The 19,919-nt window shown below is 35.6% G+C and carries 21 protein-coding genes; 9 read left to right on the forward strand and 12 right to left on the reverse strand.

Annotated features, from left to right (window positions below; translation table 11 throughout):
* Positions 1-3: 3 nt before the first annotated feature.
* A complete protein-coding gene (locus tag A3GQ_RS0119495) occupies positions 4-876 on the reverse strand; it encodes a DUF4097 family beta strand repeat-containing protein (protein ID WP_028778490.1) in 873 nt (290 codons plus the stop codon).
* A gap of 143 nt (positions 877-1,019) precedes the next feature.
* Between A3GQ_RS0119495 and A3GQ_RS0119500 the strand changes: the two genes are divergently transcribed.
* A complete protein-coding gene (locus tag A3GQ_RS0119500; RefSeq protein ID WP_028778491.1) occupies positions 1,020-1,403 on the forward strand; it encodes a fluoride efflux transporter FluC in 384 nt (127 codons plus the stop codon).
* Positions 1,400-1,759: a fluoride efflux transporter CrcB gene (gene crcB, locus A3GQ_RS0119505; protein WP_051272131.1), complete on the forward strand. Its 360-nt coding sequence runs from the start codon at positions 1,400-1,402 to the stop codon at positions 1,757-1,759. Before A3GQ_RS0119500 ends, crcB begins: the two co-directional genes overlap by 4 nt.
* A 111-nt stretch (positions 1,760-1,870) precedes the next feature.
* Here the strand turns inward: crcB and A3GQ_RS0119510 are convergent, their stop codons facing one another.
* The 4 genes from A3GQ_RS0119510 to A3GQ_RS25025 form a co-directional block, all read right to left on the reverse strand.
* The gene (locus tag A3GQ_RS0119510) at positions 1,871-3,061 is read right to left on the reverse strand and encodes a Ger(x)C family spore germination protein (RefSeq protein WP_028778493.1); all 1,191 of its coding nucleotides are present in this window, start codon (positions 3,059-3,061) and stop codon (positions 1,871-1,873) included.
* A complete protein-coding gene (locus tag A3GQ_RS0119515; protein ID WP_028778494.1) occupies positions 3,045-4,145 on the reverse strand; it encodes a GerAB/ArcD/ProY family transporter in 1,101 nt (366 codons plus the stop codon). The genes A3GQ_RS0119510 and A3GQ_RS0119515 overlap by 17 nt, the downstream gene beginning before the upstream one ends.
* A gap of 5 nt (positions 4,146-4,150) precedes the next feature.
* Entirely contained in the window at positions 4,151-5,758 is a 1,608-nt protein-coding gene (locus A3GQ_RS0119520; protein WP_028778495.1) for a spore germination protein, read from the reverse strand.
* 528 nt (positions 5,759-6,286) lie between these two features.
* The gene (locus A3GQ_RS25025) at positions 6,287-7,828 is read right to left on the reverse strand and encodes a class I adenylate-forming enzyme family protein (protein WP_051272134.1); all 1,542 of its coding nucleotides are present in this window, start codon (positions 7,826-7,828) and stop codon (positions 6,287-6,289) included.
* Positions 7,829-8,105: 277 nt separating this feature from the next.
* On the opposite strand from A3GQ_RS25025, the gene A3GQ_RS0119530 reads away from it, so the two are divergent.
* The 4 genes from A3GQ_RS0119530 to A3GQ_RS0119545 all read left to right on the forward strand — a co-directional run bounded on the left by A3GQ_RS0119530 (position 8,106) and on the right by A3GQ_RS0119545 (position 10,778).
* A complete protein-coding gene (locus tag A3GQ_RS0119530) occupies positions 8,106-8,915 on the forward strand; it encodes an AraC family transcriptional regulator (protein ID WP_028778496.1) in 810 nt (269 codons plus the stop codon).
* A gap of 76 nt (positions 8,916-8,991) precedes the next feature.
* The gene (locus A3GQ_RS0119535) at positions 8,992-9,381 is read left to right on the forward strand and encodes a VOC family protein (protein ID WP_028778497.1); all 390 of its coding nucleotides are present in this window, start codon (positions 8,992-8,994) and stop codon (positions 9,379-9,381) included.
* An 11-nt stretch (positions 9,382-9,392) separates the two neighbouring features.
* On the forward strand, positions 9,393-9,785 hold the full coding sequence (locus A3GQ_RS0119540; protein WP_028778498.1) for an SRPBCC family protein: 393 nt from the start codon (positions 9,393-9,395) through the stop codon (positions 9,783-9,785).
* Positions 9,786-10,061: 276 nt separating this feature from the next.
* Entirely contained in the window at positions 10,062-10,778 is a 717-nt protein-coding gene (locus A3GQ_RS0119545; RefSeq protein ID WP_028778499.1) for a hypothetical protein, read from the forward strand.
* A 207-nt stretch (positions 10,779-10,985) separates the two neighbouring features.
* Here A3GQ_RS0119545 and A3GQ_RS0119550 read toward each other — a convergent pair whose 3' ends face one another.
* The 3 genes from A3GQ_RS0119550 to A3GQ_RS0119560 form a co-directional block, all read right to left on the reverse strand.
* On the reverse strand, positions 10,986-11,897 hold the full coding sequence (locus A3GQ_RS0119550) for a CPBP family intramembrane glutamic endopeptidase (protein WP_051272137.1): 912 nt from the start codon (positions 11,895-11,897) through the stop codon (positions 10,986-10,988).
* A 9-nt stretch (positions 11,898-11,906) separates the two neighbouring features.
* Complete coding sequence (locus A3GQ_RS0119555; protein WP_028778501.1) at positions 11,907-12,674, reverse strand: MerR family transcriptional regulator; 768 nt, start codon at positions 12,672-12,674, stop codon at positions 11,907-11,909.
* Between the two features lie 597 nt (positions 12,675-13,271).
* Complete coding sequence (locus tag A3GQ_RS0119560) at positions 13,272-14,222, reverse strand: helix-turn-helix transcriptional regulator (RefSeq protein ID WP_037465591.1); 951 nt, start codon at positions 14,220-14,222, stop codon at positions 13,272-13,274.
* A gap of 104 nt (positions 14,223-14,326) precedes the next feature.
* On the opposite strand from A3GQ_RS0119560, the gene A3GQ_RS25030 reads away from it, so the two are divergent.
* The gene (locus tag A3GQ_RS25030; RefSeq protein ID WP_245596820.1) at positions 14,327-14,710 is read left to right on the forward strand and encodes an ester cyclase; all 384 of its coding nucleotides are present in this window, start codon (positions 14,327-14,329) and stop codon (positions 14,708-14,710) included.
* A 25-nt stretch (positions 14,711-14,735) separates the two neighbouring features.
* Positions 14,736-15,137 (forward strand): ester cyclase, encoded by a 402-nt coding sequence (locus A3GQ_RS0119570; protein ID WP_028778503.1) that lies wholly within the window; start codon positions 14,736-14,738, stop codon positions 15,135-15,137.
* Between the two features lie 893 nt (positions 15,138-16,030).
* Here A3GQ_RS0119570 and A3GQ_RS25035 read toward each other — a convergent pair.
* The 3 genes from A3GQ_RS25035 to A3GQ_RS0119585 are packed head-to-tail and all read right to left on the reverse strand — an operon-like array spanning position 16,031 to position 17,973.
* Positions 16,031-16,693, reverse strand: a complete 663-nt coding sequence (locus A3GQ_RS25035; protein ID WP_037465594.1) for a hypothetical protein — start codon at positions 16,691-16,693, stop codon at positions 16,031-16,033.
* 24 nt (positions 16,694-16,717) lie between these two features.
* The gene (locus A3GQ_RS0119580; protein WP_037465596.1) at positions 16,718-17,377 is read right to left on the reverse strand and encodes a GNAT family N-acetyltransferase; all 660 of its coding nucleotides are present in this window, start codon (positions 17,375-17,377) and stop codon (positions 16,718-16,720) included.
* Entirely contained in the window at positions 17,377-17,973 is a 597-nt protein-coding gene (locus A3GQ_RS0119585; protein ID WP_028778505.1) for a TetR/AcrR family transcriptional regulator, read from the reverse strand. Before A3GQ_RS0119585 ends, A3GQ_RS0119580 begins: the two co-directional genes overlap by 1 nt.
* A gap of 438 nt (positions 17,974-18,411) precedes the next feature.
* On the opposite strand from A3GQ_RS0119585, the gene A3GQ_RS0119590 reads away from it, so the two are divergent.
* Positions 18,412-19,461 (forward strand): oxidoreductase, encoded by a 1,050-nt coding sequence (locus A3GQ_RS0119590; protein ID WP_028778506.1) that lies wholly within the window; start codon positions 18,412-18,414, stop codon positions 19,459-19,461.
* A 218-nt stretch (positions 19,462-19,679) separates the two neighbouring features.
* Here A3GQ_RS0119590 and A3GQ_RS26400 read toward each other — a convergent pair whose 3' ends face one another.
* Positions 19,680-19,895: a zinc ribbon domain-containing protein gene (locus A3GQ_RS26400; protein WP_425423367.1), complete on the reverse strand. Its 216-nt coding sequence runs from the start codon at positions 19,893-19,895 to the stop codon at positions 19,680-19,682.
* Positions 19,896-19,919: the final 24 nt, after the last annotated feature.

Here is a 19,919-nt window from a genome sequence, read left to right on the forward strand (position 1 = left end):
CTATCAATGGATAATAAAATCACCATTCACAATCTCCGTTTCTATTTGATAATCGCCTTTGCCGGATTTTGCAGTTGTTTGTCTCGGAGATGATTGCTTCAAATCAATCGGGTATGTAGAAGTTACTTTGCCAGATTGAAGGTCCGTCTTCAATATAAATGAAGAGGATGATGGCAAATACATATCCATATTTCCAGAAATCATTTTCGTACGCACATCCCCAATCAATTTATCCAATTGTATACGAATATTTCCACTTGTAGATGCTAGGTTTATAGCCCCTGTATAATGACTAATATTCATATTACCTGAGAAAGTTTCCATATTTGCTCGTCTTGTCTGTACGCGATTTACTATCACATCTGTTGCTGTACCATTATAATTCAATGTGTCTATCTGTAGATTATGCAACGTGCATGTACCAGAACTGACTTCTGCGTTTAAATTGGATATATTCCATTTTGAACCTTTATGATTACCTACTTGAATTACTCGCGATGCTGCTGTAATATGTAAATTTACAAATTTGTCTCTAGGTATATATACCAGCAACTTTAATTCGTTTTTATTGGAGAAGGAAAACCATTTGGGTCTTAATTCAATTTTAGCTTCATTATTATCTAGATCCGCGGAAAAATCCACCTGATTGAGATCCCTGCCATTGACTATCACTTTAAGGTTTTCACCATCTACAGGTAGAATCGTCAAATCTTCACTAGTAACATCTAATCGAATCGAATTAATATCTTCCATTGAAATATTTTCTTCTAAACTTTTAGCATTTGGTACAAAAAAGTTAAATGGACTCCACCAAATAGCATGAACAAACATAGCCATACCCAAAATAACAAGAAGAACCCCTGCTATTTTTTTCATAAAAGCCTCTCCCTATTTAAATTCTATCTACAGCATACACAAGTATCAAAAAAATCAACACAAACAATAGCAGGAAATCATATAAGACCAAAGTCGTATTCTAACACAAAAACTTATTTCTTTTATGTAGATGGGGTGTGAATTTGATATATGTAACTGTTGGAATTGCTGGAGCAATTGGTGCCCTTCTCCGATATACAATCGGACTTATTATTCCTTCCACTTCCTTCTTTCATTTTCCTATCAGTACACTTCTTATTAATTTAATCGGGTGTTTATGCTTAAGCTGGTTTTTCTCATGGATTCATCGTTATGCTTTTTTCCCAGCATGGGCACACACTGCTATTATTACAGGTCTTATTGGTTCATTTACAACTTTTTCTACTTTTCAACTAGAATTCATTCAATTAATCGAGAAAAACTATTTTTACTTTGCCTTTCTCTATCTATTTTTAAGTGGTATCGGGGGTTATGTTTTTAGTCTTCTAGGGATGTATCTAGCCAAAACCAGAGGGGATGTATCATGAATTTATGGGTTATTGCACTTGGAGGAGCACTTGGAGCATTATGCCGTTTTTTGATCAGTAGATTATTTCAAAATTCCAGTGGTCGATTTCCATTTGGTACTTTTATCGTCAATATAGCTGGTACTTTTGTACTTGGATTGATAACTGGTTATCCTACCAGTAGAGTTTGGTTACTCTTTTTAGGTACTGGATTTTGCGGTGCTTTTACTACTTTCTCCACCTTACATTGGGAAATGATTCAGCTAAAACAAAAGAAACAAACCCATACCATGTGGATTTATCTCTTATCTTCTTATATTTGCGGATTTATGATGGCTACTCTGGGCTATCTAATAGGAAAAACGTACTTCTCTTAATTTGGTTAGCAAACAGGGATAACCTACTGGCTATTTTAGCATGCAATAACTAATTGAATGAGCAATCTTTGTTACACCTATAAAAAAGTCTAATAAATCGTATCAAAAGCATTACTTTTTTTTCATTTTTGTGCCTTTAGTCTCATAATCGGTAATCGTTATTTTTACATTTACTTTTATAGGTGCTTGACTAAAATGCTGATCCCAATTGGACTTCATTTTCTTCCATTCTTTTGGATACTCAATGCGTAACTGCTCCCCAAACCCTGCCACATCCGTATGGTAATCTTTTTGAAGTTTATGAATGGTTTTCATAACTATATATTTTATTTGCTTTTCGATAAGTCGTTCTGCATGATGCAAAAATTTATTATCAAATGCATCTCCTGGAATAAACCAATCTTCTTCTAAACTTCCATTTGATTCAATATTTACATCAAAGGAGACTTTATCACCTTGAATATGTGGTCGTATTTTACTTTTTGCATTTTTAAAGTAGTAGCCAACTATCTTATTTTTCTCTGTATCTATAGCTTTTACTACACCGACTTCTGCTCGACTCGTTAGCCAGTTCAACCCCTCTATTTCTTTACGATTAAGAAAACCAACTAGTTTTCCCGTTTTCCCATTGATAATTGCCCCATTAGCAATTATCATTCTTTTATTTTTCGCCTCAACGGTTTGCAAAAGAAGGTTAGATTGACTAGCTAATTTAGCCTCTACTTGGGTTAAATTCATCTCAGGTGGAATTCGTGTGGAAACAGAATGGTTTTGGGAAAGTCCAATCAACTTGATAATAGGGACCTCAGTGGGGTTACTTGCTTCAAGTATGTCTTTGGCCTTCCCTTTCCCAATAAAAACCAGTAAACTCCCTCTGATCTCTGGAGCTCTGGAATATTCAATCAATAATTTTTGCATATTCACTTTTTTCACCAGTTTTTCTCCAAGAACAACTGCCTTTAAATGATAGCTTAAAAAAGGATGTTCCGTTTTAGAATAAATGTTATTAAATGTTTGAATCGCCGAGTTACCAATCGAAGTTAAGTTTTCATATGGCTTCTGCATGGTTGCCCCTGCGTTTTGCTGGCCGGATAGTCCCTTTGGTTTCACAGATTGTACCGTTAACTGAAGCCAGTCGCGATGAATCATATCTTTTTCTTGTTCAATAGGCTCTGCTAAATCGATGGATTGCCCAATAATCATGTGCAGATCTTCGACATCTTTGTAATCCCAACAACCTGTCAAGAAGAGATAAGACAAACAGAAAAGAAGTATCTGAATCCACTTAACCTTTCGATTCATGATGCATCCTCCTGAAATGAGCAATGATAAGTAAAATAATAGTAATACCCACAACACCATAAAAAATGTATTCCACTATATCTCCCAACGTAAAAACTTCATTTATATTCGTAGGTATGGTTGCTATAAGATATATCACAGGTAACAGACCATAGATAGAATAAGAAATCTTCTTCTGAGAAGTTTGGCTCAATCCCAACGCTGCAAAATAAAAGAAGGAGGTGAAAGTCGTGAAAATTTGTAAAATCCATATAGCGAATATAAAGGATTCATAACGTTCAAAGAGAATCCCTGTTGCTTCAAATGATTGAAAAAGCGTAATGGTCGGCCATATTTCTGTAACAACCCCATCTGCAGATAATGCTCCTACCACCATAACCACGGTAACCAAATAGAATACAATAGAAGCACCAATCCCAATCAGAACTGCTTTCTTAGCCTTTTTTGGTTCTGCCATAAATGCGGTTAAGATTAATATCGATTCATAACCGGTATAAGAAAAAGTAGTTGGTTGGATTCCTTTTAACACAGGCAAAAATCCATCTCCCATCACAGGGCGCAGATGATTTAATTCGAAAATTTTCAGACCCATCAAAAAAACAAGCAGAAAAATGACGATTGTTACGGGTAATAACAGTTCATACAAACGAGCCATGGGGTTAATGCCTCCAACCACTAAATAGACACATACACTCATGATCGCAATCATCGTTACTTCAATTGGAGTTTTTACTAGCAAATACATATTGGTTACTTCTGCTAAAACTCGTATTTCTAATCCAACACTTAAAAGAAAGTAAATGATCAAAACCAAATTGAATAATTTTCCTAAGCCCTTTCCAACAACTAATTGACTATACTCGTAAATAGTTTTCTCTGGGAACATTTGGCTCAATTTTGCCATAAAAATCCCGATGATCATTACAACCATACCGCCTAGAACTACAGATATCCAAGAATCAGGAGTACCAACTTCCTCAGTAACCGTTCGAGGCAAAGTTAAAATTCCGATCCCAATAATAATAGATGTGACAGCAACCGCAGTTTGTGGAGTAGTAATTCGATCATTTGTGTTTGTTAACACATCGCTCACTTCCTTCGACTTTGGCGCTTGGTATTTTTGGTAAATAGCATTTTCGGGCGAGAATTCATCTTGAAAATTGGTGCACGAAAGATAAAATCTTTCCAGTCACCTAAACGATATGGCGTTGCAGGGGTTGCATAAGGAACACCAAAACTTTTCAGCTTAACAAAATGGATGGCGATGATCAAGAAAAATAAAATGACTCCAAACAATCCCAAGAGGGCTGAAAAGAGCATTGCACCAAACCGGAGCAAACGTAAACTAATCCCTGCACTATATTGAGGAATTGCAAAAGAAGAGATCGCAGTCAAAGATACTACTATTACCATGATCGGACTGACAATGCCCGCCTGAACTGCTGCTTGGCCAATAACCAATCCTCCAACTAAGCCAACTGTCTGACCGACTGTTTTTGGCAAACGTAGTCCTGCTTCTCTCAGAATTTCAATTGCTACTTCCATAATTAAAGCCTCGATCACAGATGGAAATGGAACACTTTCACGAGTAGCGGAGATGGAAATAGCTAACTGTGTAGGAATTAACCCTTGGTGAAAAGAGACAAATGCAATGTATATAGAGGGTAAAAACAACGAAACCAATGCTGCAAAAAAACGTAATAAACGAATAAAAGAACTTGGAATCCATCTTTCATAATAATCTTCAGGAGTCTGCAAAAACATCGAAAACGTCGCAGGAACCATTAAGGAGAAGGGCGAACCATCCAGTAGAATCCCGACACGCCCTTCCATTAAAGAACTAATAAAACGATCTGGGCGTTCTGTGTCCTGTACTTGTGGAAATGGAGATAAGTAGTCATCTTCAATCAATTGTTCAATATATCCCGATCCAGCTACATCATCAATATCAATGTTTTTTATTCTTTTTTGAACTTCTCTCACCAATTCATCATTGGCAATATCTTTCATATATACAACAACCAAATCTTTATTTGTCCGACCAACTTTAAAGTGAGTCATGGTGAGCTGGGGATCTGAAACTCGCAAGCGTAATAAAGCTGTATTTTCGCTCAATGTCTCGTTGAAACCAATCCTTGGTCCTTTTACTGTTGCCTCTGTAATAGGTTCCTCTAATGGACGAGATTTTACTTTTTTCGCGCTAATCTTAAGGGCACTTGAAGCACCTTCCAAAAGCATAATAGTAAAACCTGCATAAACGGCTTGGATTACTTGTTCGAAAGTGGTTAACTCTTCCACTCCATCTCCTGTTAAAAAGGCACGTTTAGCGATACCAATGAAACAATCATTTTCCAGCTGCTCTTCCTTACTCTCCTTTTGTTCTGAATAATACAGTTTCAACGGTTTGATAACATAGTCATTAATGAAAGTAAGATCATTTAGTCCATCAATATAAACAAGAGCTACTTGCTTTTCTGTATTGCTTAATGGAAATTCACTAAATCGCACATCGGATTGATAGCCCATTTTCTCTTTTAAAACAGCAAGATTAGAAGATAAATCATCAGTCAAGCCATTATTTGGTAAGACGTTTTTGGAGTCTGGTACATTTTGATCCGCTGATGATTGCAGCTCATTGGGATGAGGCTTTTGTTTTAATGTTTCCAACTTCCTTGCTTGGAGCTTCTGAGGTTTCATTGTTTTCTTCGAATTTGTCATTTGATAGGTTCCTCTCTACGCGAATCCTCTGACATATAATAGAAATACTAAAGGGAATAAAAAAAGAGAGAAATGCTCCTATTAACTCTTTTGTATCGGGTAGATAAGTAACTATATTTCTCCACATTGTTATCACCACTAAATATTTTGCACATTGATATGCAGCTTCATGCAAAAAACACAAATGGAATAAACAAAAAAGATAAACTTTCGATGTCCACGCTATATCATCACAATAAAAATGAGTTTCGAAAATATTTTATCCTCCATCTTCTTTCTAAGAAAATGAATGCATTTATTATTCAGAAACAAATGAATAGAATGTGTTTAGCGGAAATAAAAAAGCCTGTTTGCCAGATATTCTAGCTCACAGACCTGTTGTGTAATTTATCATTATTGTTTCGTTTGTATGTCGTTTGGAAAGATCTTTCTTACTTTTATTCCCTTGTATTAGCACGGGGAGAATGAATAGATAATCTTTAGCCAATCATAAAAACAAAATAAACATTACTTCCTAGTTATGTTTTTATCTACAATAATCGTTGCGATTGATCGTAGATCAGATTTCATTATCTTTCCTGTAGCATTTCGTGGAAGTGCTTCTAAAAATTGTATTTGTTCCACATCCGTGAAATAAGGAATACGCTCTTGGCAATAATGCAAAACTTCTTGTTTTGTGAGTTTCGAATGCGATAGTTTCACGAGAAATGCCATGGGAACATGTCCCTTATTTTTATCTGGAGCTGCTACAACTGCTAATTCTAATACCCCATCTAAATTTAAAAGAATTCCTTCTATCTCCCCTGGATATAGATTTTCACCATTGCATACTATCATGTCTTTAAAACGGTCCACAATGAACAAATATCCATCCTGATCCAATTTTCCTAAATCACCTGAATAATACCAACCATTCCGTAGCACTTTATTTGTTTCTTCCCTATTCTTCCAATAGCCTAAGAACAACTGTGGACCTCGATATACAACCTCTCCTACCATACCATTTGGCAGTTCTTCGCCTGTTAGCGGATCTACGATCTTTAACTCTGTGAAAGGGAAAGGTTTACCAACGGTATGTCTTTTCTCATCACTCATTTGGTTTGTCCAACAAGTGGTTGTCCCTGAATACTCAGTACAGCCGTATCCGTGACATATATCGATTCCATAAAGTTTAAATTTCCTGATTAATTGAGGAGAAACGATATCAGCTCCACAAATGATATATCGCAGCGAATCAATATCTTTTTCTATCCAATCCGCCTCTTCGAGCATCAGTTTTAACATGGCTGGTACGGCCATAAACTGAGTAATTCGCTCTTTTTCAATGATTGTCCAAATAAGTTTGGGGTGGAACTTTGAAATAACCACAGTAGAGCCTCTCACTGCATTAGTCACCATAAACATACAACCACTTATATGAAACATAGGTGTAATGATCAAATTTCGATCTGTCGATCTCCAATCAAAATGATTTCCAAGTACGTAGCCACTCATCCATAAATTATGATGACTTATCATTACACCTTTTGACTTTCCTGTTGTTCCAGATGTATATATCAATAAAAATTGATCATCCCCTCCTGTAGTAATGGATTTTTCCTCTGTTGATTCTCCTTCTAAAATATCTGGAAATCTATATGTATCTGACGTATTTATACCACCAAGCTGAACTTTTGTTTTAATAGATCTTATCCTACCTAAATTTTTAACTATGTCTTCAGAGCTCTCGTCGTAAAACAAAATAGCAGGTAAACTTTCTTGTAATATAAGTCGATACTCTTCCATTCCTAAATTAACATTTAATGGAAGTGCTATTGCCCCTAATTTGGCTGTTGCATAGAGTATAGTCATCATAGAAATGCCATTTTGACATAAAATTGCTATTCTTTCTTTTGGCTTCACTTGTTTTTTTTCAAGCCAATGAACAAGTTGGTTAACCTGCTGATTTAACTGCAAATAAGTAATACGACTTCCTAAATCGACTGCCGCCTCCACATGGGGTGAATTATTCGCACGATGAGTGAGAAGCTGGCCGACATTTATTTTCATAATAATCACTCCATCTGTTCTTTTGGAAGAGATATCTCTTTTCCTTCAATTCCAAATACTATATTGTGGTATAAAATTAGGATATATTTGGTTTATTAGTTGGTAGGAGATTCATTAGAAACATCAGAGATTTACCCTTGTTTTATAATATTATAAATAAATAAGTTCTTTGTCTATTGAGTTGTTAAATCGTTAGGAAAAATTTTAATTTATACTATATTTGTATACAATTTACATTAAATAGAAAATTATATCTCTTAGAGAAAGGATAATCTATATGTCACTCTATCAACCATTGCAACCCCCTAAAATAGAAAACCGAATATTAAATAGCGACTATAATTATCAAGAATTCCCACCTTCAGAAGATCTAAAAAAATACATCTCTTGTTACTGGACAATGGACTATCATCCATCTGAAGTAAGGAAATTGCATCGGATCATTCCTGATGCTTGTGTAGATATTATATTCAATTTAAATTCAAACTCTGTTGCAGAGGCAGCTTTTCTTACAGGTTTGATGACGGAATTTGAAATCGTAAATCTAACCAATTCCTACTCTTTATTGGGAATTCGTATTTTTGCTGATACTGCGCATCATTTCCTAAAACATCCAATAGCAGAATGGAGTACAAGGCATGTCATGCTTGAGGACATATATGGGGATGCTATCCTTTCTACCATAGAAGAAATTGTAACAATCTCTAGCAGGTCAAAAATGATGGAAAAAATCGAGAATGAACTAAGAAAATGGTTACGTTACAACAAGCAAAAAGTTAATCATTTATTAAACATAAGTATTCAGTATATGTATGAATATCAAGGTAATCTTTCTATTTCTTCATTAGCAAAAAAGATAAATTATAGCGAAAGAAGTATAAGAAGAACATTTCAAGAATTGTTAGGGGTTTGTCCCAAAGAATTTATTAACATTATTCGTTTCCAAAACACGTTACGTGGTCTATATACAAATCCGACAAAAAGGCTTACTGATCTTGCTTCCACCTATGGATACTATGACCAATCGCACTTCATACACCATTTCAAGCGTTATTATGGTAAGTTGCCTACTCAGATTTCATCGTGAATAATGTCCGTTTTTTACAATGAAAAATCTTTTAATCTAGATATCATATGAATGAGTAAAGGGAGGCGGATAACCAATGGAAATCAAATTTGATATGGTAGGTATTGTAGTCGAAAATATGAACAAATCATTGGATTTTTATCGATTGCTCGGATTAGAAATTCCGAAGGAGGCAAACCAAGAACCCCATGTAGAAGTGAAGCAAGGTGAGTTGCGATTGGCATTTGATACACTTGAAACCATAAAATCCATTTATGGGGAATGGGAAAAACCGACGGGGCATCGATTGGAACTAGCATTTTTATGCGAGGATGTAGATCAGGTTTATCAAACTCTAATCAATAACGGATATATTGGCTTTCGTGAACCTTGGGATGCTTTTTGGGGGCAACGTTACGCTATCGTACAAGATCCCGACGATAATCTAATTAGTTTATTTGCCCCACTTTCAAGTACTCATGAATAGGAGGGTATCACATGATAGCGAAAACATTAAGTATTACTATTGGACATCCTCCTGAAAAAGTATATGAATTTATAATGGACCCGATCAATTTTACAAAATGGACCACTTCTTTTACCCACTCCATCCAAAAAATCAAGGATGAATGGATTGTGGAAACAACCGATGGACAATTAAAACTAAGATTCATCGAAAAGAATACATTTGGAGTGGCAGATCATTATGTAACAACGGAAGCAGGAATAGAAATCTCGAACCACATTCGAGTGATTCCAAACGATTCTGGATCTGAACTAACTTTCACATTATTTCAAATCGATGGTATGTCTGATGCACAATTCTCTAATGATTATCATAATGTAGAAAGCGATTTAAAAATTTTGAAGTCCGTACTGGAAAAGAAATAGCACACAAAATGTATGTTATTTTGACTAAAACAAAAAATACTGAAAAACAGCAGCGATATCGCTGCTGTTTTTTTACATTCTTACAGAATTATAGTAGGCTGCAAGTTAACCAACAGTGGGACTAAGTCAAAAACATATCAACCTAATGATCACTATTTGTTATTTAAAAACTAATCCCCTACTTATGAATACATTCTATGATTAAAACGAAAAAAACTTTATAATTTAATACAAAGCAGAACTGATCATCTTTTTATAATTTAGAGAGGGGATAGCATGTCTCACATGAAAAAAACATCTATCTTTATTTTGATTAGTATGATCCTTCTTTCGGGTTGTTCAATTTCCACAGAAAAACACCCTCCTACAAAAGAAGTTCATACCGAACATCAAGACATAAAACGGATCACAAATGACCAACTACCAAAAGAACTAGATAAATTTATTAAAGCATTAAACGAACACAATACGAAGTTTTTTTATTTGTCTGCACCCTATATAGAAATTAATCAAATTGATTCCAAATTAAGAGAGAGCATAGCTCAAAGCAATAAAATCAATCCAGATGATGTGAAACAAATTCTTCATTTGCTAGGGATGATTCAAACCAATATTGTATCAAGTAAAACGAGTATCCAAAATACTAGTAAACAAGCAGAAGATTTAAAATCTCGAATAAATCTAATGAAAGACAGTCAACATAAAGATTCTGCATTAAAATTTATGGATGATACCATTCATAACTTGAACACACAAAAAAAATACCTAGAAAATGCGGTGAAAATCGTCCCTATCGATAAAACGTTCTACGAAACCTTTCTGCAAAACGGCTACTCCAAACGCCCTTTAGAGTATCAACAACTAGCAAATCAAGACCGCGAGCTACTCACCCTAGCCAAGCAAGAAGTCATGAATTTGAATGCTTATTGGAAACAGATCAACAAAACTATTTTTTTACGTAAAAATGAGCAAGTGATCTTCGTATTTGTTTAATTTAGGATAATTATATTTTCTTTCCATGTAATCGTATAACAATCCCATCGTTTCATTCTACACCTATCTATTTTTATTTATTTGTTGATGTAAATTCAACCTGAAATCCTTTAGCCTCCTATTCGATACAGTAGGAGGCTTTTTCTTATAGAGAAAGACCAGATGACTACTATAATGGAAATAAAATCAATGGAGAAATGCATTAAATCAGTTCCACGTATTCCATAGTTCCAGCAGTGATTGTGGAGGTGCATTGATAATCCCATGGATTAGGATTAAAATCCATACATTACGAAAACGAGCCCAAAGATAACCCAAAAAAATACCAGTTACCCCTTGATTAGATATAACAGTAGCAAGATCTGTATTCCATTGACCCGTCCCTTGGATCGTTATATGCCAGATTGCCCATAGAATCGATGTGAATAATATAGCAGGCCAAGTACCTATTAGAAGCTCTAAACGTGTTTGTAACCACACACGATAAAATAGCTCTTCTAATAAACTATTAATGAGAAAACTGAATGACAATATGATAATAAATGTTATCGGATCTGCTATTGAATTTGTACTTGTACTCTTAGTAGAGAATACCGAAAAGTAGGATAAATAAATCCATACAACCGTAATGAGTAATGGACTAACCCATATCCATCGCTTTAAAGAATGAGGCCGGCCTCGCTTCAGACCAATAGTTGGTTCCGTTTTAAATATACGAATCATCACCCATGGAATGATAAGCAAAAAAGCAAGTTTGATTCCAACATACCAAAGTTGAAAGGAAGGACTCTTGTCGTCAACTAACAATAGAGAAATAGGAAACAGAATTGCTCCTGTCAAAAATATGACGGATGAAACAGTCAGTTGTTGTTTGGGAAAATCACTGATCGGATTATAGTCCGGAAGATAAAAGGGAATGATCCGAATAAGCAAGATACAAACGAATGATGGAACCCATATATTCCATATTGGAATGGTATCTTGATGATCAGCTGAATATCGTATACTTGTTTCTCCATTCCACACTAACCATCCTATTGCCACAATTATGGTCATCACACTGACCAGTCCAATCACCTGTCCCCAACCTCGGTATAAAACCATTTTCTTCGAATTCATCTATTTGTTTCACTCCTGTTGTTGGTAATAAAACTCAAACATTTTATCTATATAACGGAATAATTCATGATCCAATCCATAAATGATAGGGGGTTGGTTCTCTTTTGGCTTAATTAGACTCCAATACTTTTCCATCAGCCCTGTATTTCCTTGGAATAATGAAATCATTTGTAAATCCAATCCTTTAGCAAACTCTTGCATCATTTTATCTGATGGGGATTTATGTCTATTTCGTTGAATTGCCTCTATGCATTCAATGATCTTCACTAGTCGAGGATCGTTGCTTCCAAATACAGGTAACTGTTCTAATGTTTTCTGTTCATCGTCTGTAAAAAGTTGATCAGGAAATGTTGCTGGGATCACACCATTTTCCATCTTTCGGTCCTCCAATGATTGGATTAATTCGAAAATCTCTCCTGCATTGATTTGCCCAGTTACTTGAATGGCGTGAACTGTCGTTTGCAAGTAATATTGCTTACGTTCCAACTCTTCTTTTTCTTTTTGAATCAACTTAATCTGCTTCTGTAATGATTGAACCCACATCTTTCCGTCTGAGTCACCAGTTGTTTTTCTCACTATTTGTTTGATTTGTTGAAGGGTAAAGCCAATCGATTTCAATAATCGTATTTCCTGTAACTGTAATAACGAGCTGTAATCATAATAGCGATAGTGTTTATCATCTACTTTCGTTGGTTTTAACAAACCAATCTCATCGTAATAATGTAGAGTCCGTCTACTAATATTTGCTTTGGTTGCTAATTCACCTGTACGGAACATGGAATCATCTCTCCCCAAAAATAGTATGCATTATCACGTATACGTGAAGGTCAATACAAAATATTATCTCTAATCATAACTCAGGAAATCTCTCTACATTGTTACGGACTCCTGTGTGATCAAAAAATAAGAAACTATCCCAATAGTAGATAGTTTCTAGCGATACATTGATCTATAAAATTTATTTTTAAAGAACAACATTCCGACAAACTAGTATTATAATCTTGCATTGCTTTATGTTTAATGTCTGAGGTACTTATACTACTCCGTTGCAGCCTCAATAAGAACAAATATATTCTCTCGGAACTATAACAACATCTTCTGTCTTTTTAAATCTAATATATTCTAAATACAAATTTTATCACTAATCAGTTATCGAAAAACCTTGGTCTTCCATCATTTGCATAGGGTCATCATGTGTAATGGTGAAAAGCATCAAAGGATTGGATCCACCATTTTAATAACGAGTTACCATTTTTGGTGACCTTATTACTTACATACATACCTCAAAAGATATTTGTACCACTCTTTCTATTTTTAACCTAACAGTCATTCCATTTAAAATGCAGAAAAGTCATCTATGAATGGATGACTTTTTTACTTTATCGTATATCTCTCTATCAACTCAAAAAGTATCTTCTTGATAAGATCGACCAACGCTGCTGGACTCTTCACCTCCGCTTTATTCCCCAAACCAATAAAAAAATGTGCTAAAAATGGTGCATCCATCATTTGAATCTGATTGTCGATCCAACCTGTCCCATCTTCTCGAATATTCACTTTAAAACGAGAATCTAACACGCCTTCACATCGGAGAACCCCTTCCTTATTTAGTTCTACCTGCAAACGAACTTTCTTTTCCTTTGGAATCACTGTTTCACGATTTCCCAAATGAATCCGTTGAAGATCCATTGGTTTATGAGTCGATGTTTCAGAAACAGAAAGAATTTTATCACATCGAAACAACCGAAAATCATAACGAGCAAAACAATAAGCTGGACAATACCATAACCCACTGTTGGCATAAATGCCGATGGGTTGAATTTCTCGATTCGATATCCCTCTACCTGAGGCATAATCAACGCTGATCACCCTTTGCTCTATCGCCGCCTCAAGTAACACAGATAAATAGGGAGATTTGGTCTGCCGAGTAGGTGTTAAAAAATCAAATCGGTTTTTCATTTGATCGATCCTGTCTTTTACATCAGATGGTAAGTGAGCATAAAACTTTTTAAGTGCTGACAGGGATTGCGTTTCAAAAGGAAGAGCTGAAAAATGTCGTAAGGCATGACTAGCAAAAAAAATAGCAACTGCCTCCTGCTCTGTAAAAGCAATCGGAGGCAATACTCTTTCATTTAAAACCTGATAGCCACCATGACGACCTACTTCGGAATACAAAGGAACTCCTAGTTCGCTTAATTCCTGCAAATCTCTTAAGATCGTCCTAGTTGATACATTGAATTCATATGCTAGCTCTTGTACCGTAAACTTTCGCATTCGATTTACTGTCATCATTAATTCAATCATTCTCTTTGATTTAGCAGACATAAATAACATCCTTTTATTTCGAAAAATACGACAGGTTTTGTCACAATATTACTCTATTATGAAAGACAAGCCAAACAAAAACACTGACAAAAGGGAGATGTTATATGATGAAATCTATCGAACAAAAACATATGGACACAATTACAGCTTTTATCAAAAATCCATCCAATGAAAATATCTTGAATCAAACCAATCAATTTTTTACTAACCAATTGATCGAGGCTTTTGTGGATCGTACCTATGAAGTTGTAGAAACATTCACCAAAGGGGAAAAAGTTATTGCTCGTATCCTCATCACAGGAACACACAGAGGAATGTTTGCAGGCAACACGGCTACAGATAAAACGGTGAAAATCACTCAATTTCGTGAGTTTCACGTTGTGGATGGTGAAATTATTAATCAACATGGTTGGTTTGATACAGGAACGCTCTTACCACAAATAAAAATCGAATACCTATTAAATTCAAAACAATCCAAATCTATATGAAAAACAACAAAGGGGATATAAACCAATGGAATCCTTAGAAGAAAAAAACGTAGAAGTAGTATCTAAATTTATCGATGTATTTTGGAATGATAGTGATTTTGATGCAACAGAACGTTTCTTGTCTGAAGATTATCAAGAATTATCTTATGGATCAAAAGAGGGTTTAAAAAAATTTGCTAAAACTATCTTAGATGCATTTCCAGATAAACAATACTCTGTCGAAGAAATCATAGCCCAAGGAGAAAAAGTACTTGTTCGAATGGAAGTAAGAGGTACCCATGAGGGAGTGTTTTTTGGAACAGCACCTACTGGCAATCAGATTGATGTCACATTATACCGCCGTTATCGTGTAGTAGATGGAAAAATTACGGAACATCACGGGTGGATTGATATGGTGACCATGTGGAGTCAAATTCGCGGATCTTAACTTCCAATCGTCTACAAAATAAAAGGAGGAGTACAAGAGCTGGAAGAGTATGTCCACAAGTGGAAGGTTGGATAAATAAATTGCAGATCAAAAGGGAGAAGGCTAATATGAGCTAATTGATTTCGCTGAGAACAACTTGCTTTTTTTCGGGGAACCAAATAGTGAAGAGCCAGCGAAAAAAATTAACAGCCTAGATTAGAGATAGGAAATCTAGATTCAGAATAGTAAAATTAATATTCCTCTGTTGCAACATGAGACAGAGGGCTTTTGTATTAACATTGGTATGTTGATAAATCAAAAAAGAAGCTGTGAAAGGCACTAAAACAACTTCTTTTTTTGAGAATAATCACAATTGAAATGCAGCAGTTTATGAAAGAGAGGTTGATGTTCCTTTATCAATTACTACATAAACAGAAAACCTAGTTACAAAATAAGAATATCAAGAGGCCGGCCTCGCGAGACAAGAGTTGGGAGTCAAAACATATCAAATGGATTCACGCGATGAGAATACTATTATATAACTACAAAATATCTAGATAAAATCTAAAACATGGCAATTACTGTTCAGCCACTTCCCTATCTAGATGTCTTTGGACGAAACATCTAGTAAACAGAAATACAAGAATGCGAAAAGGAAGCATTTAACTTATGGCAAAAAAATACTTTTTTGAAACATAATATAAAGGATGGTATTTGCTGAACCATCGTTTTCTCTGTTGTATTTATAATCCAAAAGAAAATTATTTACATATGATTTAAAAAAATCATAATATTACCTTTTCTAATAATAGTGATTAGTTTAACAAGTAACACTATATACAAGGTTTAATTTTTAAAAAACAAACTGCTATAAACTAGAAAAACAATCTATTAAAAATGAATTACTTAGAATGTTACAACTTAGGTTTTCGAATCATCGCGATACTGACAGCAAGCACCCAGAAAAGAAATAAACTCGCAACAAATGCCGTATTCCCCCATCCTACAGCACTGTAAAAATCACTCTCGTCTGTCCCAAAAAACAGAGAAGGAATAAATAACAGATTTGTAAAAGCTATAACCCATGCCATCCACCCAGTCCAAATAGGAAATATTCGTGTTTGGAAAATAACATAACCCATAACAAACATATAAACACTCGTTAACGCTCTCCCAATTGTTCCATACAATAAAAATGCTCCTGCTGCAAGTGGTCCATCAACCGTCGCATCTGCTGCACCACCCGCATGATAAACAGCTCCAGCCTGTAAGGAATGTGACACGAACGTTATAGCTATATATATCAATGCTGCCCCTAAAATGAGCATAGCATGCCAATCATAACTTTCATTTTTCTTGCGAATCAAATGTTGAATTCCTATGAAAAATACAATCAAAAATAACATTGCAATTACACTTAACAAAATACGACTTAATATATTCCATACAGGAGGTGTACCCGAATACATGAAATATAGTGGAATTTCGAGCAAAATAATCATTGTAAAAGCTAAAATCCCAGATATAGAAGTGTACCTTTTAATACGTTGTTCACTTTGTAATGTTAATGTAGCCATATTCATTTCGCCTCCTAAAATAGTTTACTTTGTTGAATTTATATCCAACACCATAATTTGCTGCTGTAAATTTTCTCCATTCCATCCTCGCATGCCGGAAATGACAAGAGGCTCCCCATGTTTGCGAAATCCCATTTTCTTGAAAAATTTTATTGCTTGTGTGTTTTGGCTAATAGTACTTAAATGACATCCTGAGGAGTTAAATTTTTTTAGACGTGTCAACCAATTATCTATCAATATTGCTGCTAGACCTGTTCCTCTAGCACTGGGTAATAAATTGATATGCAGATGAGCAGGCCATCGTTCATCAATGAACCCCCCTTTAGCAGACTGTTTGTGTTTCCAATCGTCTTTCATAGCTCGAAATAAGAAGTCTGCTGTTCCTAGTCGAAAAAACAATCCATATTTAACGATTTTGGCGTACATAATTTTCTCCATTTCTGGCCCTGTTGAAGTTGACAAACAGCCTGTCAAATAGCCAACAACTTTGTCATCCATTGTCGCCACAATTATATTATTCGGCTCTTGATCTATATAGTAAGACATCCATATTTCAACAAAAGACTGCTTGTGCCTCCAAAAGTTTTTGGCTGACTCGCCCATATAGCCTGTGAGATAACAAATTTCCTGAATTGCCTCCTTATCACTCTCTTCGTATTTTCTAATAACGCTTTTTATAATCATCACTCCTCTATGATTAGATATGCGAGCACCATTTCTGGACTAGGGCAAATAAATTTATCTTTTAGTGACAGTTTCATCATTGCTAGTCCATGAAGGGTCGAAAAAAATAATAAAGTCATCTGGTACGGATCCCCAACTCTCAACTCTCCATTCGACTGTCCTCTCTTTATGAGCCTAGTCATCTGATCAAACAAAGCCATATCATACTGCTCTAACAACTGAGGAGAAATTTCACCAGACAACAAGGAATGTGTGATTAAAACCAAGTACTGTGCAGTTTGATTATTTCGTTTCAATTCATCCAATAAAGTATTAGCCAATTGTTTTAGCACCACTGAGGGAGAATCTTCCGATTTCAATATTTCTTCTATATCATTCATCCCTACGACCGCTGTTTCTACCAGCACCGAAAATAAATCTTCCTTCGTTTTATAGTGCCTATACATCAATCCGGTACTGACACCAGCTAGTGTAGCGATCTCCTGTATTCCTGTAGCGCCTAACCCTTTTTGCGAAAATAATTCCAATCCAGCTGTAATAATTTTGTTATTGGTAGCAAAACGCATTTGCTCGTACTGCTCCTTGGATCTTGGCACGAAATTACACCTCTTTATATTGAATGAAATATTATTCATTATAAAACGCGAACTCCCCTTTTGTCAATATTCATACAAATAGAAAGTATCTCGCAAATATATATAGTAACTATGACTCAAAATTAATGATATATAGGGAATAGATTGACATGGAGTTAGCATATTCGCGGGTGATCAGGGCAATTATAGTGTAAGGTATTATCTCTATAACGGCAAAAATATTGGTTGGCGTTCAATTGAATATTACCGGCTCGTGACCACAAATGGGAAACAGAATTAGGAACTCCATCCTTCTACCTATAGTTTCCTTGGTATATTAGCAGTAAATCTTTTATTTTATAGGTTATTTCATCAAAATACATTTAATCTAGTATTTAAATTTCTGGTTCTGTTTCATATCATTGAAGTCAAACACAGCTTTGGAAGTGAGGGAGTTATATGAATTCAAATCTATTACTAGAACCTGTAAAAATTGGGAAATGGCATCTTCGTTCTAGAGTTGTTATGGCGCCGATGACAAGAAGTTTTGCAGATGATACTACTGGAGAAGTAGGTTCCAATATAGTCGAATATTATCGTAAACGGGCTGCTGATGGAATAGGACTTATTATAACTGAAGGAATCAATCCAAGTCGGAGAGCAAAAGGTACTTTTGGAATTCCTGGACTCTATACAAAAAATCAAATCGAGTCTTGGAAAAGAGTAACTGATGCTGTTCATCAAGAAGGTGGCATGATAGTGGCTCAGCTCTGGCATGTAGGCCGACTTACCCATCACGAATTAACAGGAGGTCTACCTCCACAAGCACCTTCCCCCATTCGTGCTAATGGGCTTGTTCATCGCTTACGTAAGCCTTATGAAATACCAGAGGAAATGTCATGGATGGATATACAAAATGCCATGGATCAATTTGCACAAGCAGCGCAAAATGCCTTAATTGCAGGTTTCGATGGTGTTGAAATTCATGCGGCACATGGCTACTTAATTGATCAATTCAATACAGATATAACGAATACTCGATCAGATCAATATGGAGGAGATCAATCGAAACGATTAACATTTATGAAAGAACTTTTGACTTCAGTTATTCATGAAATCGGACCAGAGAGAACGATTGTTCGTTTTTCAGAAATAAAAGATGATATCCCTGAGTTTAAATGGAATGATCCTGAAAAAAGCCTGTCTGCTTTTATCCAAGTGTTCAAAGAGGTTGGCCTTTCCATATTACATCCTTCAACCAATCAGTTCCGAGAAACTATGGTCAATCAACTCACTTTTCACCAGCTTGTACGTAAGCACTGGGATGGAATCATTATCGGGGTTGGCAATCTGGACTCAGATACAGCTTCGCAAGCAATAAATGAAGGGACAATTGATGTAGCAGCTTTCGGTCGTCCGATACTTGCCAATCCTGATTTTATGCATCGTTTAAAAAATAAATTACCAATGGAATCTTTCCAACCATCTGACTTAAATCATTTGATTTGACATCCTCTCCTACCTAAAATCCTGACGGATTTTTGAGGAAGGAGATTCCAACGGATTTCCACTGTGTAGGAAACAGTAGTCAGTGTCGAAGGTGGTTACCGTTACCTCCTCACAGTCCATTCTCCGTTTCCAAAAACGAAAACCGGTAGTGAATCATTGGTTAGGTGTATAGCTCAGTCAGGAGCCTTACAAAAGACATGGAATCTTTTGCAGCGGGGTTAAGCCGCAGTGAAAGGAATAGGTGGTCTTGTGGAGATAACAAAACTGGCATTGACATCCGCATTTTGTTTNTGNCCACAAGNGCATTTATATAAGGAACCCCTGCGGTTCCTTTTTTCCGTATGACCACAATTCGAACATTCTTGGCTTGTTTTGTAGGGATTTACTTTTTGTACCTCTAGCTCGGCTAGCTGCGCTTTGTAATTAAGTTTTATTTCTAAGTCAAAAAAAGCCCAAGA

This window comes from Shimazuella kribbensis DSM 45090, assembly GCF_000428065.1.
GTDB lineage: Bacteria > Bacillota > Bacilli > Thermoactinomycetales > Thermoactinomycetaceae > Shimazuella > Shimazuella kribbensis.